Source organism: Clostridium swellfunianum (assembly GCF_023656515.1).
Taxonomy (GTDB): Bacteria; Bacillota; Clostridia; order Clostridiales; family Clostridiaceae; genus Clostridium_AT; species Clostridium_AT swellfunianum.
In genome coordinates this window covers 235,001-261,999 of sequence record NZ_JAMOFV010000006.1, presented here as the reverse complement: position 1 = coordinate 261,999, position 26,999 = coordinate 235,001, and the positions used below count along the sequence as shown (strand labels likewise).

Here is a 26,999-nt window from a genome sequence, read left to right as displayed (position 1 = left end):
TTTAATTCATAAGATATAAAATCGCTTCTAATACTGCACCGCCTATTGCTCTAGCTTTGTCAGATATAGTGAAACAATTTTCCTTCTCAGAAAGCCTTGGGTCTATATCTGCAATTTTAAGCCACTTATTAACAAAGCTTCCATCTCTAATAATTCCTCTCAGTACCCCATCAAGGGTTGCCAATACCTCATCCTTTTCAACGTATGCAAGGAGATCGTCCTTCTTAACTACGTCCCCTATTTCTCTTATATTTTTTATAATTCCATTTGATGGACTATAAATAACTCTTTCCTTGGAAAAACCCTTTATTTCTCCTGGAATCCCAGTATTCTTTATAGCACATCCACTTAAGATAATCCTTCCCAAATTATGACCTCTCATTGTTTCTATTACAGCATGAACGTCTTTTCCTGCCTCAAAGCCTGGTCCTAAAGCAATAGTTATATCAGCCATTTCAATATGCGTACCTAAGTTTTTTTTAGCAAGTATAGCATCTACAACTATTCTAGGTTTCAAAACTTCTATAGAGTATCCTTCTTTATCTATAAGTACTGGAATCTTCCCCTGCATCCAAACCTCTTCAAGCTCATTAATATTTTTAATAAGCTTAGCTGTAGCTCCTTCTAAAGCAAATTCCTTTTCATAGATCGCTTCACCATAGCATACCTTACGCCTTATAAAAGTAGGCTTTTCTATTTCAAGCACTAAAACCTTAAAACCGCTTCTATGAAGCTTTTGAATTGTTCCAGAGGCTATATCTCCTCCTCCACGAATAATTACAAGCTCTTGAAACATATTTATCTCCTTTCCAAAGTAAAGGTGTTTTGCTAAAGCTCCAAGCTAAAAGTACTATGCTTTAAACTTCCAGCAATAATTTTATTTATTCTTCCTGAATTGTTTTTAGTTATGTTAAGAGCAAGCTGTTTAGCTCCCTTATCATCTTCTGGTGTTTCAACCTTGTTTATAAATAGTATCTTTTCCCCTAGAGAATTTTTAAATAGTCCTTTATGTGAGAATACTATCGTTTCTAAATGTTTTAATTCAACAGGCTGCTTCTCATGAGCATCTGTAAGCTCTAAAAACCTATCAAGCCTGTGTACTAAGCAATCGTTTATTTCTTTTCCTAAAACCTGAATATTTAAAACACCTACAGTTACATTTGTATTCTCCAATATAACAGGCTCTGTTTCCCGCCAGCCTTTAATTGGCTTTTTTTTCGAGCCGTCTGCCTCTATTAGAACGTAATCAAAATATTTACAAATATCTACTAGATTAATATTTTTTAAAACGGAAAGCTTATTTTCTTTTTCAATTAAGCTTCCAAAAACATAAATGCCCTTTTCTTTGCTAATGCAATAATTATTGATTAAATGTTTTTCATCATCTAACGCAATGTAATCATATTGACTTTTTTCAGGAGCATATATTTTCGTTGTAGTAGTCACAAGGACCTTATATCTGCATCTAAGCTCATTAGCCAGTGAAAAAATAAAAGAAGTTTTTCCTCCGGCACCTACTACAGAAATAACACTACCAGTTTTTATTCCGAGCAAAGAAATCAATTTCATAGCTTCCCTCATAAAGTATAAATATTTATTAATATAAATTTCTGAGCAATAATTGTGCCAATTCGTCAAAAGCATTTATGGTTTTTTGCAAAATTAAAAAGAGTGCTTAAAGCACTCTTTAAATATGAGAAACGCGTAGATAAGCCTTTCTCCCAAATTAATTATAAAAGATACAATTGTTATAATATACCTTTTTATTGCGTAGAATTACTAAACAGATTAATAATTTATCAAAATAATATCAGTTATCATTTTGATAACAAACCTATCAAACATATAAATCATATTAATTCAAACCCGCATTATCATTTTGATAATACTCAAAGCTATATTATAGCTTTGAATTTGTTTAAACGTAGTTTTTTAGTTCTTCTCCGCTTAAAATTTCTATATTATTCATGTAATAAGGATAATCTCTTATGATTGTTTCAGCAGTTAGTTCTAATTTGCTCTTATCTTCTTTTGAATTAGCAGTATAGATATATTCTTTTCCATCTTCTCTTAATAAGAAACTATCTTCTCCAACTCTTAATAATCCAGTATTTTTTGAGCTTTTATATTCTTCTAGATTTTGATAAATAGTTGTCTTCTTAAGGTATGGTCGTCCACCCTTTGGACAGAACATTTGGCAGTTGCCGCATTCATTGCACATATTCTCAACGTGGGCTATTTGATAATTAGCTGCAAGCCCTTCAACAACAACTCTCATGTTTGCTCTGTTTGGACATACATCAACACAAATTCCACAGCTCTTTAAGCAATCAAAGGTTTCCAATTTATCTTCTAAAACCTTGCCATTGCCTTTATTCTTATAGTTAACATCAACCTTAGCTTTATCAGCTAGTACACTTAAAGCTTCAAGGACTAACCCCTTAGGTGCTTGGCTAGCTTTTTTCATTTCATTTAATACAGCATTGTTGTTTATATATCCCTTTGGCTGCAAATACAATGTTGCTATTGTGATAGGAGCTATTCCGGAATTAAATACATCTAATACATTATTTTTGTCTATTCCGCCTGACATAGATATTGTTATGTCCTTAAATTCATTTGCAATTTTTTTAGCAACATTTATAGCTATTGGATATAGCGGCTTTCCAGACATGTACATAGCTTCGCCTGGCATAACTTTTCTAGTGTTAACAACAGGCAGTGTATTTGTCAACTTAACTCCGAAGACTACATTATTATCCTCACCTGTTTTTAACAGCTTGGCTATTATCTCTTTAGCCATATCAAATTGCAGGTCATGTTCAAAATCTTCTCTTTTTAACTCTATATCGTTATATCCAAGGTTGTCCAAGATTTCTCTTACTGCATCGTAGCCTAATAAAGTAGAATTGCATTTTAACAATGTATTTATTTTTTTATTTGTTATCAAGTGTGTTGCTATGTCTAAAATCTCACTTGGCTTGCAGCCGTGCATTGTAGAAAGTGTAACTATATTTGTGATCTTTGAAGTAATTTTATCTATATCCTCTAATTTAAATCTCTTGAAGTTATTTATATTTTTCTTCAGTACTTCTACGCACTCTTTAAATACTTCTGTATTCTTTGCATCTTTAAGATCATCAATAAAATCAGAAATCTTTTTGGATTGAATTCCTTTAAGGTCATAACCTACACTTATATTTAAAATAAAGTCTTTTACATCGGATAGACCAAGTTCAATACCCATAACTTGCATTAATACAGAAGCCTTTATATATTCTTCTTTAGCTTCTTCAACTGTTAACTCTGTAGACCATTCTACATTGTATCCTACATTTTTAGCGTCAATACATGGCCTTGCTATCATTTCCTGCATTTGCTTTCCATCCACAATTTGAACAGTTTTAGGCTCAAAATATCTGGATCCTGTTAGGTATGCCGCCAAAAAATTCTGTGTTAATTGTGTATGTGGACCAGCTGCAGGACCTACTGGAAATCTTAAATATTCTCCGCAAAAATTCATTTCTATACTATTATCAATATCTCTATAAAAATCTTTTTCTTCTACTCCAAATATTTTTTCTTTTGTGTAATAATCTTTAAGGGTAATCTCAAGAATTCTTTCGAAGGACATTGTCTTCATTACATCACTCATGATTGTTCCACCTTTCTTTTAATAAGTTTAATATGAATTATATGATAAAAATCATTTCAGTATATTATAATTCAGCAATTTTCATGCCAAAAAAACACACTAGTTTTCTTGTTTTTTCTTATATATATAATGCAAAAGTTCTAATATATTAATGGTGTCCCAAAAATCCTTAAATATTGGGTATTTTGTGACAGCATTAATGTAAGAACTTTATTGCATTATATATAATATGATGTAAGCACTATCATTTCCTTTAGATATTTATGACTTTACTTCTTATGATAGTTATAAATATATCAAATTGATAACCTTAACAGCGCTTGTATTATTGTCATAAAATATCAATTTGATAAAGTAAATATCATATTGATAAATGCAGTTTAACCTTAAGTTCCTTTATCAGACTAATGACCATGTGCAATACTGAAAAGGTATTCTTTTGTTTTTAGGTAAGGTTAGCAGCCTAAAGAAGTACTTCCTATGGTGCTTGGGGCTGCTAACTTTTTATAAATTCTATCATAATATTCCCTGAACTATATTCCCTTTAAAAATTGTAGCAACTCGTTCGGTTTTTCTTGCTACAGCTTCAGCAGAACAAGAGGCCTTTGTAAGTACAAAACTAGCTTCATCCCCTTCCTCTGGCCATATTCTCTCACCTTTAAAATTAAGCATAGTTTTGCCTCCTGTTATAAATTTAAGGGATTGAGCTAAAGAAAATTCATCAATCCATGCAAATCTTTCACAAAGTCTATTTGCCTTCTCTAGCATGTCCCCTGTACCAAAAGGAAACCAGTGGTCTGTTATGCTGTCGTTGACAGCTGCAATTCTCACACCTTTTGAAGCAAGCATTGAAACTGGTATTACTGGCATGTCTATGGGCACTGAAGTTGATATGCTTATTCCATTATGAGCCATACTCTCTGCAACATCCTCAACCTGATTTCTTGAAGCTTGCGCTAGGCAGTAGGCGTGACTTATGTTAACTCTTCCCTGCCACTTTACCTCCTCTACAAGCTTAATTAGTCTTTTTATAGTAAATATTCCAAGCTCTCCTCCATCGTGCAGATGTATGTCTATATCTTTATCAAACTCAACCGCAACATCCATTATCGTATGTAAGGATTTTTCAATATCACCGTCGATACTTGCAGGGTCTATGCCGCCCATTATATTTACACCCATTTTCATAGCTTCTTTTACCAGTGATACAACGTTTCCTTTTAATAGACCGTGCTGTGGAAATGCTGCAACTTCATAGGTCATTTTACCCTTGTAAGTTTCAAAGGCTTTAAAGGTTCCCTCAACGTTTTTAAGCCCGCAAACCTCATCAACATTGCAGTGGCTGCGAACATGAACCGCACCATTTTCTGATAATAACTTTAATATACTCTCCGCTCTATCAACAAGAGTTGGCAGCTGTTCTAACAGCAATTTTTTCTCTTCTGCTATACGACCTGCTACACCATTAAAAGGCCTGCAGGCTTTCCACGGACCGCCATAATAGGTTTTGTCTATATGTATATGATTTTCATGAAAGCCAGGCAAGAGTAGCAGTCCCTTAGAATCAATAATCTTAATATCATATTCCTTTGGGATTCCTTTTATTACAGCTTTAACTTTTCCATCCTCAACTAAAATACTGTACAGACCTGTATTGGTTCCAACTACCTCTTGTCCTTCAAATTGGTATGCTTCCTCCAGCAAAACATTTTTAAGCCAATATTTCCTGTCCATACTTCCTAAGCTCCTTCATATTTTTATTATTTCATTTTCACCTTAAAAATGTACTCCATTTTCATAATACATACTTTCCTCAAGCTTTGTAAAAATCACATCCACATTGCTTAGTTCAATAGCTTGGATATACTTTGTTATTATCTGTGCTGCCTTATCCTGAATTTCCTGTCCTCTATCAAACCAATGAACTTCTACCACTGGATTTCCTTGGACAATTTCTCCGTCATTAATAAAAGTTGAATTAATGACTTCAAGAGAAAAATAGTCTCTTGGGCATTTAAGAAGCTGCTCCAGCTCATCTACCATTTCCTTACTTATTTTTTGAATTCCTTTAGTTTCAATTGCTCTAAATCTTATCTGCGGCATAACTTACCCTCCAGCTTTTCTTATATTTTAATTATATAGTCTATTATGTACAAATATTATAAAGCAAATTCTGTGCCAACTACCCGGCCAATTTCTCTCGTAGAAGCAGCAAGTTAACTTGTTATATTTATATGTTTATATGTTTTTCTTTAAGCAAGCAGCCTCCTGTTAGATACATAAGTGGATATCTTACTAAATTGTAGCCTCATTAAAAAATAAACAGCCTCTGTCATAGTAGACAGAGGCTGCTTTAATTTATAGATATATTATTCTATACAGCTTGGTTTTCATCTTCACCAGCAAACTGACTGTTGTAAAGGTCAGCATAGAAGCCTTCCTTTTCAAGCAGGTGCTTGTGATTTCCCATTTCAATGATTGTTCCCTTATTCATAACAAGGATAAGCTCTGCATCACGAATAGTAGAAAGTCTGTGTGCTATTACAAAGCTCGTTCTTCCCTTCATAAGGTTAGCCATAGCCTTTTGTATTAATACTTCTGTTCTTGTATCAACGCTGCTTGTTGCTTCATCAAGTATTAATATTGTTGGATCAGCTAGTATTGCTCGGGCAATAGTAAGAAGCTGCTTTTGTCCCTGTGAAATGTTGCTTGCTTCTTCATTAAGAACTGTATCATAGCCCTGCGGCAGAGTTCTTATAAAGTGGTCTGCATGTGCCGCTTTAGCTGCACGAACAATGTCCTCCATGGCAGCCTCTTCTCTTCCATAGGCTATATTATCCTTGATCGTTCCGTTATACAGCCAAGTATCCTGAAGCACCATACCAAACATCTTTCTAAGTTCGCTTCTTTTGATGTTTCTAATATCAACATCGTCAATACTTATTTTACCTGCATTGATTTCATAGAATCTCATTAATAGGTTAACAAGAGTTGTTTTACCTGCTCCTGTAGGTCCAACAATGGCAATGGTATCACCTTGTTTTACATCAAGATTCATATTTTCTATAAGTGGAACATCTTCAACATATCTGAAGTCAACATGTTCAAACTGAACATTTCCTCTTGGATTTTCAAGCACTACTGCATCGCTGCTGTCTGCAATCTCCTCTTCTTCATCTAGAATCTGGAACACTCGCTCTGCGCAAGCTACAGTTGATTGAATTATATTTGCTATATTTGCAGTCTGAACAATAGGCATTGTGAAGGATCTTGAATATTGGATAAACGCAAGTATATCACCAAGACCTAAAAGGCTTCTTGTAATCCATATTCCACCTACAATACTTATACCTACATAACCAATATTGCTTATGAAGTTCATAAGGGGGAACATGATACCTGAAACAAACTGTGCTCTCCAGCCTGCATTCTTAAGTCTTCCGTTAATAGAATCAAATTCTTCAATTGCATCCTTCTCATGTCCAAAAGCCTTAACAATTTTGTGACCAGTATACATTTCCTCTACGTGTCCGCTAAGAGCACCAAGCTCCTTCTGCTGAACAGCAAAGTATTTTTGGGACTTCTTTGCAATAAGTGTTGTTGCTATTACATATAAAGGTAATGTTGCTATTACAATAACTGTAAGTATTGGACTTATAGTAAGCATCATTATGATGTAGCCTATTATTGTAATTACAGAAGTAATTATCTGAGTCAAGCTCTGCTGAAGTGTTGTAGCTATAGTATCAACGTCGTTTGTAACACGGCTTAGTATATCTCCGTGTGCATGCATATCGAAGTACTTTAATGGAAGTCTTGAAAGCTTATCATCAACCTCTCTTCTAAGGTCGCGTACTGTTTTTTGTGATACTCCAGACATTACAAGGCCCATAACTAAACTGAATAATGCACTTATTATATACATTCCTATTAATATTAAGGCAATGTGTCCAATGTATACAAAATCGTACTCTCCATTTGTTTCTCTTATGGCATCAATTACTTGATTTACCTGATCATCAGTAAACTTTATATTATTTGAAGGATTCTCAGGAGCATTTTCCATTGAACCCTGCATCTTCTTTCCAAGATCCATAACTTTTCTTGAAACGTCAGCCTTTTCATCTGCATCTGTAAGAGTATCAAGTCTTGGAAGAGCAAGGAATTCCTGAAGTGACTTTATGCCTTCAGTATCTATCTTTGTAGTTGTACTGCTGCTGTCATCTGTGCCCATATCAGGCATTCTGCTGAATACATCAAGCATTTGGTTTAAAACCTTAGTCTTTTCAGCAGAATCGGTTATTGAATTAATCATTGGAAGTTCTAATAATTCCTTAACTGTCTTAAGCTGCTCAGGGTCCATTGTACTGTCAGAATTCTTATCAGTCTCATCCTTATTCATATCAGGCATCTTATTAAATATATCAGTCAGCTTAATAACAGCTGTTGTTTTTTCCTTTGGGTCTGCAATGCTGCTTATGCTTGGTAAAGCTAAAAGTTCTTTTAAAGTGTCCAAATCAGCTTTATTTATTTTAGTATCAGTGCCTGCAGTATTGTTTTCATCTGAAATATCAGGCATGTCCTTAAAAATGTCTATAAGCTGATTTAAAGTATCCTTCTTTTGCTGTGGGTCTTCTATATCATTGATTGAAGGTAGCTTTAAAAGTTTATCAAGTGCATCCTGTGAACTTTTATCTATCTTGCCATTTGGACTTGTAGATTTAGTTGAAAAATCTGTTATTTCTGGAAGCTTTGCAAGTGCCTTATCCATTGTCTGCTTATCAAGCTGCATTGAAGAGCTTGAAGCACTTCCACCAGGCATAGTCTTCGCAATATCCATAAATTTCCTAATAATACTTGCTTTTTGATCCGCATTCTTTACAGATTCAAGCATAGGTAGCTTTAACATTTCCTTTATTGTATTTATGGATTTTGTGTCCATCTGACCACTTTGCCCAGTAGCAGGCATTATCTGAAGCACATCAATAAATTGAAGTGTTGCATTAACTTTTGCCTGTCTTCCGACCGCTGCATCAATCATTGGAAGCTTTAAAAGCTTCTGCATTGCTTCTACAGTCTTTGGATCAATCTGTGGAACTTGTGCAGTACCAGCCTGAGGCTGTTGTGCCTGCTGCATCTGCTGCAGCTTCTGCATTTGCTCCATCTGCTGTTGAATCTGTGCAACCATATTTTTTTGAACTCCTGCCATTTGAGAGGTTATCTTATCAACAGCAGTCTTTTGTCCGCTTGCCACTCCATTATGAAGCTGTATGGCCATAGCCTTGTAGATGGAATCTACAACTTTAACCTGTGCATCTCCCATGCTTGTAGTTATCTGGTCAACAGCCTTCTGCTGTCCCTCAGCCAGCTTATCATTAATCTTGTCGACAGCTTCCTTCTGCACATCTCCCATCTTATTCTTCATCTGGTTAACTGCTTCATTTTGACCTTTTGCCATTTCTGTAAGCATCTTACGAGCCATGTATGCATTTTGAAGCTTGTTCATAGCTTTACTTGTTACTTTAGGAGCTGCTATTGTAAAAGAAGTACTGGCAATCGCAAATATCACAACTACAAGAAGATTTATTCTGTGAGGTTTTAAATATCTCATCAGTCTTTTAAGGCTTCCTCTAAAATCCTTAGCCTTTTCTACAGGCCTTCCAAAGCCACCGCCCATTGGGCCGCCTCTTCTTTGACCTCCTTTTGGTCTATTTTCACTCATGCTATCTCCTCCTCTGAAAGCTGTGAGGATACAATTTCACGGTATACATCACAGGTGTCTAATAACTCTTTGTGGGTTCCAATGCCCACAACTTGTCCTTCATCAAGAACGATAATTCTATCTGCATCCATAACAGTACCAACTCTTTGAGCAACTATAATTACAGTTGATTCCATAGTCTCCTTCTTAAGAGCAGCTCTAAGCTTAGCATCTGTCTTAAAATCAAGAGCTGAGAAACTATCATCGAATATATATATTTCTGGCCTTCTGACAAGTGCACGAGCTATAGATAAACGCTGCTTCTGACCACCGGATACATTCGTTCCGCCTTGAGCAATCTCATGATCGTAGCCTCCATCCATAGTTCCTATAAAATCAGCCGCCTGTGCAACCTCAGCAGCATGTCTTATTTCTTCATCAGTGGCATCGTCATTGCCAAATCTAATATTTTCAGCTATTGTACCAGAGAAAAGTACAGCCTTTTGAGGTACGAAGCCAATCTTGCTTCTTAGTTCTTCCTGAGATATGTCTCTAACATCTACACCATCAACAAGAACATTCCCACTCTCTATATCATAAAATCTTGGAATAAGGTTTATTAAGGTAGATTTTCCAGAACCTGTACTTCCAATTATCGCAGTTACCTCGCCAGGATTAGCTGCAAAACTTATATTCCTTAGTGCAGGCTCTTCTGCTCCATGATAGCTAAAAGTCACATCCTTAAACTCTACATAACCTTTTCCCTTAAAGGAGCTGTTTGTTTCATTCTTATCATTTATGTCAGGTACTGTATCTAAAACTTCATTGATTCTTACAGCTGCAGCCTGAGCACGTGGAACCATTATAAACATCATTGCAAGCATAAGCATTGACATCATTATTTGCATTGCATATTGAGTAAAGGCTGCAAGAGCTCCTAAGTCCATGTTCCCTTCACTTATACGAATTCCTCCAAACCAAAGAATTGCAAGCGATGTAAAGTTCATTATAAGCATTATAGAAGGCATCATGAAGGCCATTATCTTGTTAACTCTTATATAGTTTCCTGTAAGATCAACGTTTGCTTCATCAAAACGCTTTTTTTCTCTCTCAACAGTATTGAAAGCACGAATAACTCTTATACCAGTAAGCTTCTCGCGAAGTACAAGGTTAATCCTGTCTATCTTTACCTGAACCTGTTTGAAAAGCGGCATCACTTTAAAAGCTAGAAAAGCTACAACTATAGCTAGTACAGGTATTGAAACTGCCAGCACCCAAGTAAGCTCCTTGTCCTTGCCCATGGCCATAATAATGCCCCCAGCAGCCATTATTGGGGCACTTATCATCATACGCATTATCATTACTGTAACCATTTGAATCTGTGTAATATCATTTGTTGTTCTTGTAATAAGGGTTGCTGTCCCTATCTTGTCAAATTCATGAAGAGAAAAGCTCTCCACCTTTCTGAAGACCTTGCTTCTAAGAATTGTTCCAAGACCTACTGAGATTCTTGCAGAAAGAAAGCTTGCAATTAAGGAACATATAACTCCTCCCCCTGCAACTAAAAGCATTGTTCCACCTATCTGCATTATCTTGTTTGTATCACCCTGCATAACTCCTTCATTAATTATATTAGACATCAAGGTTGGAAGATAAAGATCTCCAATTGACTGCAAGGCAACAAAAATAAGTACACCTATTACCATAGCGGTGTATGGTTTTAAAAATCTATATAATTTAAGCACAAATACTCATCTCCTTGATTAATTTACTTTATGTTTTAAAGGCTTTTGCTACTCTTGTCGCTTGACTACCTGTCTAAGCATGTCCATGCCTTTGAATATTATATCCAATTCCTCTTGAGTAGCTTTATTCATCATCTCTTCGATAAGCTTGTTAACTTCATCAAAGTGCTTTTGAGAATGTTTTCTAAACTCTTCCGTTATTTTAACATAAACTACTCTTCTGTCTTCCTTGCTTCTTATTCTCTCAACCAATCCCTGATTCTCAAGTCTGTCTAAAATTCCAGAAACAGTGCTGTTCGAAAGTCCAAGGCTTTCACTAAGTTCACTGACCTTCATTTCTCCCTGATGAGCTAAAGTTCCAAGCAGCATTCCCTGAGGTCTTGTAAGATTCAATTCCTTAAAGTGATTTCCTATCCTGTTTTTTATATTAGCCATTACTTCTTTCATGATTTGTACGATCATGATGGCTTTACTCATTTCTTCCAAAGTTTTTACACCTTCTTCCAATACTTTCGTGTTAGAAATGTTTGTACAGATATATTTCGTGCACAAAATTTATCATACTCATTTATTCATATACTGTCAACAGGTTAAAATCTAGTAAAATGTTTTCATAAAAAATATTTTTTTCTGACACTAAGCCATATAAAGCTTTTACTCTATTTTATATTTTCTATTTCTATATTAGCTGCTTTTGGGACAATAAGAAAAATAAAAAAGCGATACCCATACGGATATCGCCACCAAAACTAAACTATATTTTTTATCTGGTTATCTCTTATTGATTCATGCGCAATTAAGCCCGCCTGAATGGCTTCCAAGCCTGCTTCTCCACCACAGCTTGGTTGTTTACCTGAGTCAAGAGCCTGAATAAACTCCTCAAGAATATACTGGTCTCCACCTCCATGGCCGTCAGAGCTTTGAAGATTATCATATGTTATTTTTTCTTTTCTGTCATACATGCTATTTCTCAATTGAATTGTCATTAAATCACTAGCATCGTCCAATTTTAACTTACCCTTCGTGCCAATGAATATATATTCCCTATTGTCCTCTGGACTATAGTGACATTCCATGTAGCTTGCCTTTACTCCGTTTTCATATTCTAAAACAACCTGATGATTATCTAAAACATCTATTTCTTTTCTATATGCACACTTGTTTCGCCATTGATTGTAAAGCACCTCGGTTTGGGTTCCATCAACTCTCTTCCAGCTTATATTTCTATCTATAATAGCTTCACTGCAGGTATTTCTATCTTCACAGTTCTGACATTCAAGATCATTGGGTTTGTCTCCTCCAAAAAAATCTCTGCTGCCAAAGGCTGCAACTTTTTTAATCCGCGAACTAACAATCCAATTAATTATATCAAGGTCATGGCTTCCCTTTTGAAGTAAAAGCCCTCCTGTATTTGAAACTGTTCCATGCCAATCATGAAAATACCAATCACTTCCCGCACCAACAGAATGCAATACCCAGCCAGTTTTAAGATCGCCTATAACTCCACTGTCAATAAGCTCTTTCATTCTTTTGTAAGCCTTATTATATCTAAGTACAAAACCTATCATAAGTATTTTCCCGCTCTTGTCTCTGGCTTCTATAACCCTCTTTCCACCTTCAAAGCTCGTTGCTATAGGCTTCTCTAAAAACACGTGCTTTCCAGATTCGAAAGCTGCAAGGGCTTGTTCTTCGTGGACATAATCAGGACTTAATATAAACACAGCTTCTATATCTTCCCTCCTAAGCAAGTCCCTATAGTCAAGATATATATCCCACTTCATGTCATACCTGCTGCAAAGCTGGTCCAAGCTATGCTGACTAATATCGGATATAGCTGTAACTTCTAATTCGCTTCGTTTTAATATATCGTTAATAAAAAACATGGCTCGCATGCCAGCACCAATGATGCCTACTTTGTAGCTTCTCATAATTACCCCTTCCTCCATAAGTAAGCCTGCTCTATAATACAGACTAATCTTTACACATTAATTATATGGTTTAAGCAGGCTTTAGGTTTTTTACCAGCAATAAGTTCCTTTTCGTTTGTATATCCCTCTTCTCTTCCGGAAAGCTCTTTAATTAATATACTCTTTAAATACTCTATTCTTCCCGTATACTTTTCCTCCAAGGAAAGATTCTTAAGCTCCCTTGGATCCTTTATCAAATCAAAATACTGTTCCTCACCTGTCTGCGAGTACCAAATATACTTGTCTTCTTTGGTTACAATATAGTGATTTGAAATTGTTCCTCCGCTATGCTCTCCATGTATATATTCTCTAAATGTATTTTTTGTATTATCATTCAACAATTCTCTAACACTCTTACCTTCTACAGTGTCTGGTATGCTCAAACCCGCAAAGTCTAAAAGAGTAGGCATTATATCTCTAAGCTCTACAATCTCCGAAATTGCCTTTCCTCTCTTATTCTGCAGTATATTTCCAGGGTCATACACAATAAAAGGTATTGATATACTGCCCTGATATGGATATGTTTTTCTAAATAAATTATGATCTCCCATTAAGTCTCCATGATCTGACGTAAAGAGTATTATGGAGTTGTTTAAGCATCCATGCTCGTTAAGAGCCTGCAAAAACCTTCCTATCTGGTGATCAATATGAGTTATCAGAGCATAATAGGCTGCTTTTGCTCTTTTTAAGGCTTTTTTGTTAATAACACCTTTACTGCAGTCTACTATCCAGCCCGCTCTATCCTTATCCTCCACATCAGCCCAATTTCCTACTGGTGACTCTGGGATATCTTCATTTATATATTGGTTATAATAAACCTCAGGAGGGTCTAATGGTGAATGAGGCCTTACATAAGACATCTTAAGAAAAAATGGCTTTGAAGGATCACGTCTTCTTAAAAAATCTATCGACTGACTTGTTACCCAATTTGTAGGATGAAGCTCCTCATTATACATCCAAGGTCTTGCTACCCATGAATTGCAGTCAAGGCCTGAATCAAGTAAGTCAATATTTATGTTTCTATCCTTAAGCCAGTTTAGATAATCGTCACATTGATTAAAATGTTCACCATACTCAGTATTAGAGTTCCTGCAGTAGTGCAGATATCCATCATGAAGTATTACATTATGAAATCCACATAGACTCCTTGTAGGGTAAACATGCATTTTGCCTATGGCTTGAGTATGATAGCCACCCTTTGCGAATTCTGATGCAATTGTATTTTCATAGTTCCAGCTTACTCTCTCCATATATCCAACTCTGCCATGTGATTTTTGGGACATACCTGTTAATATTGCTGCTCTTGCAGGAATACAAGTTGGTGTAGCTGAGTAGGCTCTACTAAATAAATACCCATTTCTCGCCATATTATCTATATAGGGAGTCCCAACAACAGGATGTCCAGCAGCTCCCATGCAGTCGCCCCGCATCTGATCTACCTCTATCAAAATTATATTCGGTTTCATTTTGTTGTCCCTCCTAAGAAAAACTTATGTCTTTATCCTAAATTAGGCTTATCTAAAAACGACATCTCTTCCTTATCAGTTTTATGCAGTTCAAAAATCAAAACCTCATTCTTACCCTTCTTTATTATTGGCGCTGGTACATATAAGGTTTTTTGAGGGCCTATTTCCCAGTACCTTCCTATATTAAAACCATTAACAAATATTACTCCTTTTTCAAAGCCATCAAGAAGAGCAAAGGTATCTCCAACTTCTTCTGCATAAAACTCTCCTTTATAGAACATCGGTATTCCTTTACTGCTGCTTTTTCTGTTTTTATCAAAGCGAATATTTTCTATTTTGTCAAGAGGTATAGGGTATATATCCCAGTCATAGTGAAATTGATAGTCCAATCTTACATTTTCACTTATTCCTTTAAAATCCTTAAGCTTTGGCCCATAGTTTATTCTACCCATATTCTCAACAAGGATATCCAATGTATTTATTTCTTCAGTAAAATCTACATCTATCTTTTTACTTTCATCATTTCTATATACAGTACCTATGTACTTCTTGTTTACAAATACCTGTGCCCTATCATGCATATCGCTAAGATCAATTTTACAGTCTAGCCTTGGTCCTGCTACCTTTGTGCTGTACAAGATAAAACCATAATTTTGTCCGCATTCCTCCATAGTCTTTACATAAGAAGATTTTATAGGCTTAGATATACTGTCTAAAGTGTCAAAAATAGATACTTTCTCCGTAAGGATAACTTCTCCGTAGTTCACCTTTTTTATCTTCTCAGATAGACTGACCTCATTAAAAGCATGATATTTCTTAATTACATCCTTTACTGCATGATATTTAGGGGTAAGCTCTCCATCCTCCGTCAAAAGGCAGTCGTAGTCATAACTGGTTACTGTAGGTTGATAAATATCTGAGTGATTTGCTCCATTGAAAAATCCAAAATTAGTGCCTCCATGGAACATATAAAAGTTTACAGAACCGTCTTTTTTAAGCATTTCTTCAAAAACCTTTGCTGCTTCTTCTCCACCTCTTGTGTGATGCTTTTCTCCCCAATGATCAAACCAGCCGTTCCAATATTCCATGCACATTAAAGGTCCTTCCTTCTCATATTCTCTTAATTTATTAAAGGACTCTTCAACTCTAGAGCCAAAGTTTACAGTTTTATATACATCTGTGATGGTTCCACCTTGAAGCATCAAATCTCCAGGGCCGTCTGAAGTAAATAGTAGCACATCAACTCCTCTTTTTATTAAACCTTGCCTAAGATACTCTAAATATTTTTTGTCGTTTCCATAACTCCCATACTCATTCTCTATTTGCATACCTATAATAGGACCATCATTTGTACATAATAAAGGAACTAACCTCTTCATGAGCTCATCATAATATCTATCTATGCAGTCCAAAAAAGGTTTATAAAAACATCTTAGTCTCATATTCTTGTCCTTAAGCAGCCAAGCTGGCAGCCCACCAAATTCCCACTCACCACATATATAAGGTGAAGGTCTTACTATAACAAAAAGCCCTAGCTCCTGAGCAACTTTAATAAATCTTTCAATGTCAGCAATTCCTTCAAAATTAAATTTCCCTTCCTCAGGCTCGTGTAAATTCCATGCTACGTAGGTCTCAACAGTGTTAAAGCCACAATTTTTTAATTTCTCAAGCCTGTCTCTCCAATATTCAGGAACAACCCTGCAATAATGGATGCTTCCTGAAATAATTCTTACTGGGACATCATTATAAACAAATTTGCCGTTTTGTATTTTAAATGTTGACATAAGTAAACCTCCCTAAGTGAAAATAGGAGCCCCATCGCAGCGAGGATAGAGCTCTCCATTTATTAAAATTATACTATTTTTTATACATATTATCATAAGTAGTTTGATAGATTTTTACAGCTTCCTCTATCTTCATATCTTTTAACTTGGAAATTACTTTATCCCACTCACTAACGCTCATACTTCCGGTTATAACCTTTATTGCAGCCTCTTCAGTATAAGTTCTGATTGGAGTGAGTATGTTATTTACCTTTTCTCGGTCATCATCAGAGAAATTCACAGTAGGCTGTGGTTTTCCATAAGCTTTAGCATCTAGTATAAGCTTGTCCGCTTTAGCACTTGATTCATCTTTTAAACCTAAAGTATCTTTACTCTTAACACTGAAAATATTTTGGTTCTCAAGTCCTAAGTCAAATCTTGTTTTTTGTCCATTTGGATTATCAGGAGTCTTTATCATCCTTGTATATTTAACTTTGCTGTTTTCTCTTGTGAAGGTTTCTCCGTCTTTTCCTAGGTTAGTAATATCTATGCCCTCTGGACTATAGGTCCAGTCAAGGAACTTAACTATCTCGTCTTTGTACTTGCTTTTACTTGATATAACTTTATTAAAGCCAGTATAACAGCTGCTTAAAGTTTCTGCTCCTGTTACTTTTCCTTTATACTCAAGAGGAAGCATTCCGCTGTAATCAAAATTTGGATTAGCAGATAATCCTTGTGCCTTTATTTCTTGTGCACTGTTTATATAATCGTATGTAAAGAAGGCTTTTTCGCCTATCAATTTTTCTGTCCACTCACTATCTGCTTGAGTTGCAAATTCCTTGTCTAGCAAACCTTCTTTGTACATTTTTGCTAAAAATTCTAAGGATTCTTTGAAACCTTCCTCAAGCGGTCCAAAATTCCACTTTCCACTATCGTGGTTAAAGTACATATCTGATTCTGAGTGATGGAACCTGGATATCCCTGTCAATAGGTGCGCAACTTCCCATCTGTTCGTTAATGGAGCTGAATTAGGGTATATTTCCTTAAGCTTTTTGCATGCTGCATATAATTCATCAAAATTCTTAGGCACAGCAATATTATTTTTCTTTAATATATCGTATCTTGTCATAAAGGTCTCAGTTACCCAAGTAAAGTCATATATTCTTGGAGCGCCATAAATCCCTCCATCACCTGACTTTGCCATTTTATAAGAGTTCTCTATGTTATCCATAAGCTTTTTAAAGTTTGGCATTTTGCCTTTATCTATATATTCCTGAAGGTTTACAAAAGCACCTTGGGGGCCATACTGATGTACAGTTTTATTGCCTCTAATAGCCATTAAGTCAGGCAAATTACCTGAAGCTAGTGTAGTTCCAAGTTTTTCAGTATAGCTTGCAAGTGGTACAGGAATAACTTTTATCTTTACATTTGTCTTTTCAAATATTTCCTTAAAAACATACATATCGTCTGTAATAGGAACATTGTTATTTTCATCAGGCAGAAAATATGTTATTTCTATTGGCTTATCAAAAAGCTTTCCAGTATTTGAAGTTCCCTCCTGTACTGACACAGTCTGTTTTTTTGCACAGCCTATAAAACTTGAGGCTGCTAATGTCATAATCAATGACATTGCTAACATTTTCTTTTTCACTATAAATTCCCCCTTGTTTAATAATTAATATTTATATAATAGCAAATTTCTCGCTATCATACATTTCAATTTAGCAGTGCTTATCCTTTTATAGACCCTATCATAGCTCCCTTAACAAAATATTTCTGTATAAAAGGATACACACATAATACAGGTATAATTGTAACCATAATTGATGCTGTCTTAAGCGATAGAGTAGATATAGTATTGCTCACATCCCTAGCTGCACCCGGCTCCTTTGCAATCATCTCTGAATTAATTAATATATTTCTTAATATCATCTGAAGTGGAAATTTGTTTCTGTCATTTAAGTAAAGCAAGGCAGAGAAAAAGTCATTCCAAAAACCAACTATACTAAATAAAGCAAGTGTAGATATTACAGGCTTTGATAGCGGAAGTATAATCCTAAAAAGGATTGTCCAATCATTTGCTCCATCAATGTACGCAGATTCATGAAGGCTTTTGGGTATACCTTGAAAGAAGGATCGGCATATTATAATATTCCATGCACTCAATATTGAAGTTACTACTACAGCAGATCTTGTGTCTAATAGGTTCAAATTTTTAATAACTAAGAAGGTTGGTATCATCCCTCCACTGAAAAACATTGTAAATACATATAGAAAGGATATTGTACCTTTACTTCTGAATTTTTCCATAGATAGAGGATACGCTGCAAGCACAGTCATTAATAATGTAAGCATTGTGCCTATAGTGGCATAAAAAATTGTATTCAGATAAGATTTAACAAAGTATGGATAATTTAGTATCTGTTTATACGCTTCCAAACTAAATCCTTTTGGTAAAAGCACCACTTCTCCTCTTACAACGCTGCTAGGATTGCTTATAGATACTGAAACAACATATATAAAAGGATACAGCATTATTATGTTTACTAATATAAGAAGTGCTGCTACTGTAAAATTAAACACTTTATCATTTTTTGTCTCTTTAATTTTAGTTCTGCTCATTCTAACACCTCCTACCATAGACTTTCATTCATAGTTTTCTTTGAAAAATAATTAGATACCGTCAGCAGTATCAGTGAAATCACGCTGTTGAATAAGCCTACTGCAGTAGCAAAACTAAAGTTCTGGTCTTGTATTCCTTTTCTATAAACATAGGTAGATATGATATCTGCAGTTTGATAAGTTGCAGGACTATACATAAGGAAGACCTTTTCAAAACCTACTGATAAAACTGCACCAACTCTCAATATAAGAAGTACGGTTATTGTTGGTATAATTGAAGGAATTGTAATATATATTATATTTTGGAGTCTTGAAGCACCGTCAATTTTAGCTGCTTCATAGAGCTCAGGATCAATGCCTGTAATCGCTGCTAAATAGATGATGCTTCCATACCCAATGGTTGACCATATGTCTGAAGAAATATACAAAGTTCTAAACAAATCTGGGCTATTGAAAAAGGGTACAGAGGAGTGAAGAATATGATTAATAACTCCATCAGAAGCAAACATGCTTTTCATAATACCAACTATTACAACTGTAGATATAAAATAAGGCATATACGTAACTGTTTGGGTAAACTTCTTAAACCTTTTATTTTTAACTTCATTTAATAATAGAGCTAAAATTATTGGTGCTGGGAAACTCCATAACATATTATAAAGACCTAATAAAAAAGTATTCTTAAGCAATCTAAAGAAATATGGGTCTTCGAAAAACTGTATAAAGTATCTGAAGCCTACCCATTCTGATTTTAAAAAACCTTTAAATAAACTATACTTTTTAAAGGCTATCAGTACACCATACATAGGCACATACCTAAATATAAGAAGCCATAATAGACCAGGTATTGTCATGAGTAATATTGCTTTGTTATATTTAAAATCATATTTTAGATTTGAAATAAGACTACCTTTTTTCTTATCACTAGTTTTTTTTCTTTCTGCAATAACTATAGAGCTATTCATTTCTTCATCCTCCTATTAATTTTTAAAGTTTTAATAACTGGAACCTAAATTGCTTTAATCCCTATAACTGAATTTTATATCCTTATATCATATAAATAAATCAACAGTTCTTAATATTATCCTCATTTTATTATTTCTTAACGTTTACATTTCGTTATATTGTAAACCTTTAATTATATTTTTGTTTTTTATCCTAATCTAAGCTTTTGTTTTTATCAGAAAGAAATCAAAAAAGAACCTATATAACAGGTTCTTTTATAAAATCATTATTAATTTGCAAACTTTTTTCTCTATAAGCATTTGGAGTAAGTCCTTCTATTTGCTTAAACATGCGTATAAATGCGCTGGACTTGCTGAAGCCTAATTCCTGAGAGATTACTTCTATAGTCTTGTCAGTATTAATAAGCTTTTCCTTTGCAGCCGCAAATTTTTTATTGTTTATATAATTGCTGAAGGTTTCTCCAGTATGCTTTTTAAAATATTGAGATAAATAATTTGGATTCATGTTGAACCTGTCTGCAACTTCATTTAGGCATACGGTGCTTATATTATCGTCTATATATCTCACAATACTATCAACTGCAGAATTATTACACTGCTTGTTTTTTATATATATAATAATTTGTTTGTATACCTCTGTGCAGGCCTGTTCTATCTTATAAGTATTTTCAATCTTGTAAATGCTTTGGAGCAACTCCTTTGAACTGTCAAAAATACAGCAAGGATCTATGTGCTTCTGCTCAATCAAATCAATGGCAATTGATAAAAGTTCATCTGACACCTGACGAAACCTTATAAAGCTCATATTAACGTCTCTGCAGCTCTTAAATATTTTACTAAGAAGCAGAAGAGAATCCTTTTCATTTCCGTTAAAAGCATAATTCTTCAAATACCCAAACTCTGCTCTTGAATATGCATGGCCTGAATCGTTGCCCGCATCACATTTAGTATATATTAACTTTTCTTTATTTATACTTCTTATGTCCAATATATTATAAGCTTGCTGATAGTACTTATTGCTTAAAGTTATATCCTGAAATATTTCGCTTATACTCATGATAAGACCTAGCTCTGGCTTTAAGCCCATAAGTTTATTAGACTTCTCTTCTATAGCAGTAAGTGTTTTGGATAATTCCTCATGATCTTCAATATTCATAAAATTAGCAAAGATATATGAATTTATGCTTATAAGTTCTCCAAAAGGCTTAATTATACTTTTTATATCCTCTAATACAAGACTTTCCTGACATTCATTAAAATTCGCTTTAATTACCATAATAGCATAGTATTTCTTATTTAAAGGCAAACTGTACTGCCTAATAATTTCTTTTGCTTCTTCCGCTCTTAGATTCTGATTTATTGCCCTATAAATCAGCATATGCGCTACATTTGACATTGAGTTATTGTGAATTTCTCTCATTCTAGCAAAACTGTTTCTTAAATACTCATATTCATTTGGACTTTCCTGTTCATCCCCAATAAGGCCTTTGATATACCTTATAGTATCGCATAGTGGAGTATTAATTTTTTTAGCAAAAAATAGGGATAATATAATGCCAGCTATGCTAAAAACTATAATAACCAGAATTGAAATATTAGCCACCTTTTTCATATCTGCTGTGATAGCACTCTCTGAAGTAACTACCACATAGGAAATATGACTTAACTCAGATTTTTGATAGTCTATTAAATATTTTTTACCATCTAATTTAATACTTACATTACTCTTACCTTCTTTAATAGCTTTTAATAATAGTTCACTGTTATCTTTATTTGTTATTTCTAAGTCATCGGTACTATTTAAAAATTCTCCAGTTGCTTCGTTAAGAATATATACATGGGCACTGTCTGTAATGTTACTGCTCTTCATGTAACTAAATAGCAGTTTTTCATCTATATTAACAATCATGTATGTATTATGTGAAGTTGAGTAATGCTTTTTCACGACCATAGGAATTACCTTGCTTGTTCTTGTACCTCTATTGGTTGTTAAACTAGAGTATGGAAGCAGCTTTATAGAAAATTGATCCTTAACCATACTGTTCCAAAAGCCAGATCCATACTTCTCCTGCACGTTTATCTTGTCAAAGTAAACTGTAGAACCATTAGTTCCTTCAGCTGAAACTATGTATCCCTCCTTACTATCTTCATCATAAGATAGTATTAACATGTTATTAATATATGGGCTATTATTTACAATGTTTTTTATATCTCGACTTAGCTTAAGGGCGTATAGGGGAAAATCCTTATCATATTCTTTAAAGGAATCTATATACCTATCGTAATATTCTGTCCCCATAATACTGTAACAACTATTTCTAACGCTTTCAAATATATAATCCGTATCTTTTGATATATATTCTACATAGTTTTTATTTGCCTGAATTTGCTTTTTAACTATTACCTTATTAGCATATTTACTTACTATTACAGTAGGAATTAATAATAAAAGCATGGTGAGAATGAAATACATAAATATTTTATCAGAGTTATCTAACTGCTTATAATATCTATTGGTGATTTTATACATTTAATCATACCCCCATATTTTAATTACATCTATTAATATACTTGGTTTTTGAATTTATTACAAATAGAGCATTCATATATAGACAATCTACAAGGCTTCGCGGTAATATAATGTTTGAGGGGGGATACAGCCTTGAATAATGTTGTTGAAGAATATTTTAAAACATCTATAGAACCTGTAATTAACATAAACAAAATTGTTACTATTCATTATTTTGAATTTGCCTGTGATTATATCTTCAAAGGAGAAAAGCATGATTTTTGGGAATTTTTATATGTAGATAAAGGCGAAGTTGAAGTAATGGCTGATACTAAGGGCTATAAATTAACCCAAGGGGATATTATTTTTCATAAACCTAATGAGTTTCATAGTGAATGGGCTAACGGCAAAGTAGCCCCTAATCTTATGGTTATGAGTTTTGAATGTAAGGACTCCGCTATGAAATTTTTTGAAGATAAAATAATGCACGTAGAGTCTTCTGAAAGAAACTTAATTGCAGAAATTATAAAGGAAGCTAAAGAAGCTTACACTAATGCATTAGGCGGTCACAATAAGCTTATTAAACGTGAACCTTCTATATTTGGATCTGAACAGCTAGTTAAAATATATCTAGAAGTATTGCTAATTAGCTTAATAAGAAAATGCAGCTTTGTACACAACTCCGGAAGACTTAATAAAAATACTTTAGATAGAATGGAAAAGGATTTAATTAGAGATATTATTGAATATATGTACAATAATATAGGTTCTGAGTTAACCTTTGAAGAGATATGCAGCAAGTTTTGCCTAGGGAAAACTTATCTAAAAACCTTATTTAAAAGTAGAACTAACACAGGTGTTATGACTTACTACAAAAACCTTAAAATATCAGAAGCAAAAAAGCTAATTAGAGAACAACAGCATAACTTCACACAAATAGCATATATATTAGGTTATAAATCTGTACATACTTTCTCCCGTTCCTTTAAAGAGGCAACTTCTATGTCTCCTTCTGAATATGCTATATCAGTAAAAGCAAAGGCCAACCTATAAAAAGTTGGCCTTTGCTTTTATAATATTACTATTTCCCCGTCGTTGATAGCCTTATGTGCTGCAAGTCCAGCCTCTATAGCATAGTATCCTGCTTCTCCCCCTGCATTAGGCTGCTTACCAGTTTCTAGGGCATATACAAAATCGTCAAGAATGTACTTATCTCCACCTCCATGGCCTTCTGAAGATTGAAGATTTTCATAAACTATCTTTTCTTTTCTATCATACATTCCGTTTCTAATCTGTATAGTTATTGTATCATTTGCGTCATCAAGCTTAAGCTTTCCTTTTGTACCGATAAATATATATTCTCTATTATCATCTGGAGTGTAATGGCATTCTAAATAACTTATCTTAACTCCATTTTCGTATTCTAACAGCACTTGATGATTATCTGGAACATCAACCTCTTGTCTGTAAACGCATTTGTTTCTCCAAATATTATATAAAAGATTTGTCTGATTTCCATTTGGAGTTTTCCAACTCATCCACTTTTCTTTTATAGCTTCGCCGCAATTGTTTCTTTCAGAGCACTTTTCACATACAAGCTCATTTGGTTTGTCCCCTTTAAAGAAATCTCTGCTCCCCATTGCAGCTACTCTCTTAACCTTAGAATCCACAATCCAATTTATAATATCAAAATCATGACTTCCCTTTTGAAGTAGCAGCCCCCCTGTGTTTTCCATAAGCCCATGCCAATCGTGAAAGTACCAATCGCTACCTGCACCTACAGAATGAAGTATCCAGCCTGTTTTTAACTCTCCAATAACTCCACTTTCTATTAGCTCCTTCATCTTTTTGTAAAGCTTGTTATATCTTAAAACAAAGCCTACCAAAAGAGTTTTACCAGACTCATCTCTCTTTTTTAAAACCTTTTTTGCTCCCTCTACAGTTATAGCCACAGGCTTTTCAAGGAATATATGTTTACCAGCCTCAAAAGCGGCAATTGCCTGCTCTTCGTGGCAGTAGTCAGGACTTGCTATTATAACTCCTTCTATGTCTTCACGAGCCAGTAATTCCTTATAATCCTTATATTGATCCCAGCTAACTTTGTAGTTATCTGTTATCATGTTAAGGCTTTCTTGATTTATATCACATACAGCAACTACCTCAAGTTCCTCTCTTTTTAATATTTCATTCATGAGAAACATTGTCCTCATTCCAGTGCCAATTACTCCAATTTTAAATTTTTTCATTTCCAACCTCCTAAAAATGTTATTTATATGCAATTTAAAATGAGTTTTATTTTGTTAATAAAGAAATTTATTTAAACTTCAAGGATTATGTAAATATATTCACATCTTCCTTGAATATATTTTATTATTAGTCCTGCAAATATAATGTTACAGTGTTTTCATATTGTTGTATTTAGCAATTCCGTCACAAAATTTAATTAATTGGTCGCAAATTATTAAAAATTAATTATTACTTAAGTAAATCTTACAAAAAAATAAAAAACCGCTAAGCTTATCACTTAGCGGTTTCAACCTGGTAACGTCGTCTGCAACCACTGGGTATCTTATGAGCACTCGCGCTCGCTTGCAAGACACCCGTAAAAGTTCATTTAGACCTTTTACCTCTTCCACTCAGTTTCCCAAGTAAAACAAAAAGCTCTAGATATTCATCTAGAGCTTAATTATTGGCAACTATCTACTCTTCCACTTAGTCTCCCAAGCAGTACCATCGACATCTCAGAGCTTAACTTGCGTGTTCGGTATGGGAACGAGTGTACCCTCTGCATCATCATCACCAATTATGTAGTTAGAAAGAACATTATTCTTTCAAAATTGCACAGATTAAAATATATTTGGTCAAGCCCTCGACCTATTAGTATCAGTCAGCTAAATATGTTACCACACTTACACCTCTGACCTATCAACCTTGTGTTCTTCAAGGGGTCTTACTAGCTTACGCTATGAGAAGTCTTATCTTGAGGTGGGCTTCACGCTTAGATGCTTTCAGCGTTTATCCCGTCCTAACATAGCTACCCAGCCGTGCCACTGGCGTGACAACTGGTGCACCAGAGGTTAGTCCATCCCGGTCCTCTCGTACTAAGGACAGCTCCTCTCAAACTTCTTGCGCCCGCGACGGATAGGGACCGAACTGTCTCACGACGTTCTGAACCCAGCTCGCGTGCCGCTTTAATGGGCGAACAGCCCAACCCTTGGGACCTACTTCAGCCCCAGGATGCGACGAGCCGACATCGAGGTGCCAAACCTCCCCGTCGATGTGGACTCTTGGGGGAGATCAGCCTGTTATCCCCGAGGTAGCTTTTATCCGTTGAGCGATGGCCCTCCCACGAGGAACCACCGGATCACTAAGTCCTACTTTCGTACCTGCTCCACTTGTAAGTGTCGCAGTCAGGCTCCCTTCTGCCTTTACACTCTTCGAGCGATTTCCAACCGCTCTGAGGGAACCTTTGAGCGCCTCCGTTACATTTTAGGAGGCGACCGCCCCAGTCAAACTGCCCACCTAACAATGTCCTGTGACCAGATTCATGGCCGCCAGTTAGAAACTCAGTACTGTCAGGGTGGTATCCCAAGGATGACTCCGCAGGGCCTAACGACCCTGTTTCCCAGTCTCCCACCTATCCTGTACAGACAATACCGAATCTCAATGCTAAGCTACAGTAAAGCTCTACGGGGTCTTTCCGTCCAATCGCGGGTAGCGAGCATCTTCACTCGCAATACAATTTCGCCGGATTCGTTGTTGAGACAGTTCCCAAGTCATTACGCCATTCGTGCGGGTCAGAACTTACCTGACAAGGAATTTCGCTACCTTAGGACCGTTATAGTTACGGCCGCCGTTTACTGGGGCTTAAGTTCATGGCTTCGCCTTACGGCTAACCAATCCCCTTAACCTTCCAGCACCGGGCAGGCGTCAGCCCCTATACATCAGCTTTCGCTTTAGCAGAGACCTGTGTTTTTGCTAAACAGTTGCTTGGGACTATTCTCTGCGGCCACATTGCTGTGGCACCCCTTCTCCCGAAGTTACGGGGTCAATTTGCCGAGTTCCTTAACAACGATTCTTCCGCTGGTCTTAGGATTCTCTCCTCACCTACCTGTGTCGGTTTGCGGTACGGGCACCAATTACCTCGATAGAAGCTTTTCTTGACAGTGTGGAATCAGATACTTCGCTACTTAAATTTCGCTCCCCATCGCACCTCAGCTAATCCAGGCGGATTTGCCTACCTGAATACCTAAATGCTTAGACAGACTAATCCAACAGTCTGCACATCCTATCCTTCTGTGTCACTCCATCTCTAATAACGCCATTGGTGGTATCGGAATATCAACCGATTGTCCATCACCTACGCCTTTCGGCCTCGGCTTAGGTCCCGACTAACCCTGAGCGGACGAGCCTTCCTCAGGAAACCTTAGGTTTTCGACCAATGAGATTCTCACTCATTTCTCGCTACTTATGCCAGCATACTCACTCCTGTACAGTCCACCACTCCTTACGGTATGACTTCTGCCCATACAGGAAGCTCCTCTACCACGTACCTTACGGTACATTCATAGCTTCGGTGGTAAGTTTTAGCCCCGGACATCTTCGG

The 26,999-nt window shown here is 35.5% G+C and carries 17 protein-coding genes and 2 rRNA genes (1 of these 19 cut by a window edge); 1 reads left to right on the top strand and 18 read right to left on the bottom strand.

Annotated features, from left to right (window positions below; all coding sequences use genetic code 11):
- Position 1 precedes the first annotated feature (1 nt).
- The 15 genes from yqeB to NBE98_RS01230 form a co-directional block, all read right to left on the bottom strand.
- Entirely contained in the window at positions 2-796 is a 795-nt protein-coding gene (gene yqeB / locus NBE98_RS01300; protein ID WP_250811575.1) for a selenium-dependent molybdenum cofactor biosynthesis protein YqeB, read from the bottom strand.
- A 32-nt stretch (positions 797-828) separates the two neighbouring features.
- The gene (yqeC, locus tag NBE98_RS01295) at positions 829-1,569 is read right to left on the bottom strand and encodes a selenium cofactor biosynthesis protein YqeC (RefSeq protein ID WP_250811573.1); all 741 of its coding nucleotides are present in this window, start codon (positions 1,567-1,569) and stop codon (positions 829-831) included.
- A gap of 349 nt (positions 1,570-1,918) precedes the next feature.
- Positions 1,919-3,655, bottom strand: coding sequence for a 4Fe-4S dicluster domain-containing protein (locus NBE98_RS01290; RefSeq protein ID WP_250811572.1), 1,737 nt, complete (start codon positions 3,653-3,655; stop codon positions 1,919-1,921).
- A 516-nt stretch (positions 3,656-4,171) separates the two neighbouring features.
- Positions 4,172-5,389: an amidohydrolase family protein gene (locus tag NBE98_RS01285; protein WP_250811571.1), complete on the bottom strand. Its 1,218-nt coding sequence runs from the start codon at positions 5,387-5,389 to the stop codon at positions 4,172-4,174.
- 42 nt (positions 5,390-5,431) lie between these two features.
- A complete protein-coding gene (locus NBE98_RS01280) occupies positions 5,432-5,758 on the bottom strand; it encodes a DUF1904 domain-containing protein (RefSeq protein ID WP_250811570.1) in 327 nt (108 codons plus the stop codon).
- Between the two features lie 271 nt (positions 5,759-6,029).
- On the bottom strand, positions 6,030-7,889 hold the full coding sequence (locus NBE98_RS01275; protein WP_432432674.1) for an ABC transporter ATP-binding protein: 1,860 nt from the start codon (positions 7,887-7,889) through the stop codon (positions 6,030-6,032).
- Between the two features lie 1,484 nt (positions 7,890-9,373).
- Entirely contained in the window at positions 9,374-11,101 is a 1,728-nt protein-coding gene (locus NBE98_RS01270) for an ABC transporter ATP-binding protein (RefSeq protein ID WP_250811568.1), read from the bottom strand.
- A gap of 48 nt (positions 11,102-11,149) precedes the next feature.
- Positions 11,150-11,578: a MarR family winged helix-turn-helix transcriptional regulator gene (locus NBE98_RS01265; RefSeq protein WP_250817420.1), complete on the bottom strand. Its 429-nt coding sequence runs from the start codon at positions 11,576-11,578 to the stop codon at positions 11,150-11,152.
- 272 nt (positions 11,579-11,850) lie between these two features.
- Positions 11,851-13,029 carry a Gfo/Idh/MocA family protein gene (locus NBE98_RS01260; protein WP_250811567.1) on the bottom strand — a complete coding sequence of 393 codons (1,179 nt, stop codon included), beginning with the start codon at positions 13,027-13,029 and terminating at the stop codon, positions 11,851-11,853.
- A 50-nt stretch (positions 13,030-13,079) separates the two neighbouring features.
- A complete protein-coding gene (locus NBE98_RS01255; RefSeq protein ID WP_250811566.1) occupies positions 13,080-14,534 on the bottom strand; it encodes an arylsulfatase in 1,455 nt (484 codons plus the stop codon).
- A 32-nt stretch (positions 14,535-14,566) separates the two neighbouring features.
- Positions 14,567-16,318 carry a glycoside hydrolase family 35 protein gene (locus tag NBE98_RS01250; RefSeq protein WP_250811565.1) on the bottom strand — a complete coding sequence of 584 codons (1,752 nt, stop codon included), beginning with the start codon at positions 16,316-16,318 and terminating at the stop codon, positions 14,567-14,569.
- Positions 16,319-16,391: 73 nt separating this feature from the next.
- Entirely contained in the window at positions 16,392-17,948 is a 1,557-nt protein-coding gene (locus NBE98_RS01245; protein WP_250811560.1) for an extracellular solute-binding protein, read from the bottom strand.
- A gap of 80 nt (positions 17,949-18,028) precedes the next feature.
- The gene (locus NBE98_RS01240) at positions 18,029-18,919 is read right to left on the bottom strand and encodes a carbohydrate ABC transporter permease (RefSeq protein WP_250811558.1); all 891 of its coding nucleotides are present in this window, start codon (positions 18,917-18,919) and stop codon (positions 18,029-18,031) included.
- A gap of 11 nt (positions 18,920-18,930) precedes the next feature.
- Positions 18,931-19,884 carry an ABC transporter permease gene (locus tag NBE98_RS01235; RefSeq protein WP_250811556.1) on the bottom strand — a complete coding sequence of 318 codons (954 nt, stop codon included), beginning with the start codon at positions 19,882-19,884 and terminating at the stop codon, positions 18,931-18,933.
- 238 nt (positions 19,885-20,122) lie between these two features.
- The gene (locus NBE98_RS01230; protein ID WP_250811554.1) at positions 20,123-22,414 is read right to left on the bottom strand and encodes a helix-turn-helix domain-containing protein; all 2,292 of its coding nucleotides are present in this window, start codon (positions 22,412-22,414) and stop codon (positions 20,123-20,125) included.
- Between the two features lie 132 nt (positions 22,415-22,546).
- Between NBE98_RS01230 and NBE98_RS01225 the strand changes: the two genes are divergently transcribed.
- Positions 22,547-23,446, top strand: a complete 900-nt coding sequence (locus NBE98_RS01225; RefSeq protein WP_250811552.1) for an AraC family transcriptional regulator — start codon at positions 22,547-22,549, stop codon at positions 23,444-23,446.
- A 17-nt stretch (positions 23,447-23,463) separates the two neighbouring features.
- On the opposite strand, the gene NBE98_RS01220 is transcribed toward NBE98_RS01225, so the two are convergent.
- From NBE98_RS01220 to NBE98_RS01210, 3 genes are all read right to left on the bottom strand, one after another.
- Entirely contained in the window at positions 23,464-24,639 is a 1,176-nt protein-coding gene (locus tag NBE98_RS01220) for a Gfo/Idh/MocA family protein (protein ID WP_250811550.1), read from the bottom strand.
- Positions 24,640-25,080: 441 nt separating this feature from the next.
- A 5S ribosomal RNA gene (gene rrf / locus NBE98_RS01215) occupies positions 25,081-25,197 on the bottom strand.
- Between the two features lie 53 nt (positions 25,198-25,250).
- Positions 25,251-26,999 (bottom strand): 23S ribosomal RNA (locus tag NBE98_RS01210) (it continues 1,157 nt past the right edge of the window).

Bases quoted from the DNA above. Each gene is read 5' to 3' on its own strand.
- yqeB (WP_250811575.1), bottom strand. From the start codon at position 796: ATGTTTCAAGAGCTTGTAATTATTCGTGGAGGAGGAGATATAGCCTCT.
- yqeC (WP_250811573.1), bottom strand. From the start codon at position 1,569: ATGAAATTGATTTCTTTGCTCGGAATAAAAACTGGTAGTGTTATTTCT.
- NBE98_RS01290 (WP_250811572.1), bottom strand. From the start codon at position 3,655: ATGAGTGATGTAATGAAGACAATGTCCTTCGAAAGAATTCTTGAGATT.
- NBE98_RS01285 (WP_250811571.1), bottom strand. From the start codon at position 5,389: ATGGACAGGAAATATTGGCTTAAAAATGTTTTGCTGGAGGAAGCATAC.
- NBE98_RS01280 (WP_250811570.1), bottom strand. From the start codon at position 5,758: ATGCCGCAGATAAGATTTAGAGCAATTGAAACTAAAGGAATTCAAAAA.
- NBE98_RS01275 (WP_432432674.1), bottom strand. From the start codon at position 7,889: ATGGGCACAGATGACAGCAGCAGTACAACTACAAAGATAGATACTGAA.
- NBE98_RS01265 (WP_250817420.1), bottom strand. From the start codon at position 11,578: ATGAGTAAAGCCATCATGATCGTACAAATCATGAAAGAAGTAATGGCT.
- NBE98_RS01260 (WP_250811567.1), bottom strand. From the start codon at position 13,029: ATGAGAAGCTACAAAGTAGGCATCATTGGTGCTGGCATGCGAGCCATG.
- NBE98_RS01255 (WP_250811566.1), bottom strand. From the start codon at position 14,534: ATGAAACCGAATATAATTTTGATAGAGGTAGATCAGATGCGGGGCGAC.
- NBE98_RS01250 (WP_250811565.1), bottom strand. From the start codon at position 16,318: ATGTCAACATTTAAAATACAAAACGGCAAATTTGTTTATAATGATGTC.
- NBE98_RS01240 (WP_250811558.1), bottom strand. From the start codon at position 18,919: ATGAGCAGAACTAAAATTAAAGAGACAAAAAATGATAAAGTGTTTAAT.
- NBE98_RS01235 (WP_250811556.1), bottom strand. From the start codon at position 19,884: ATGAATAGCTCTATAGTTATTGCAGAAAGAAAAAAAACTAGTGATAAG.
- NBE98_RS01230 (WP_250811554.1), bottom strand. From the start codon at position 22,414: ATGTATAAAATCACCAATAGATATTATAAGCAGTTAGATAACTCTGAT.
- NBE98_RS01220 (WP_250811550.1), bottom strand. From the start codon at position 24,639: ATGAAAAAATTTAAAATTGGAGTAATTGGCACTGGAATGAGGACAATG.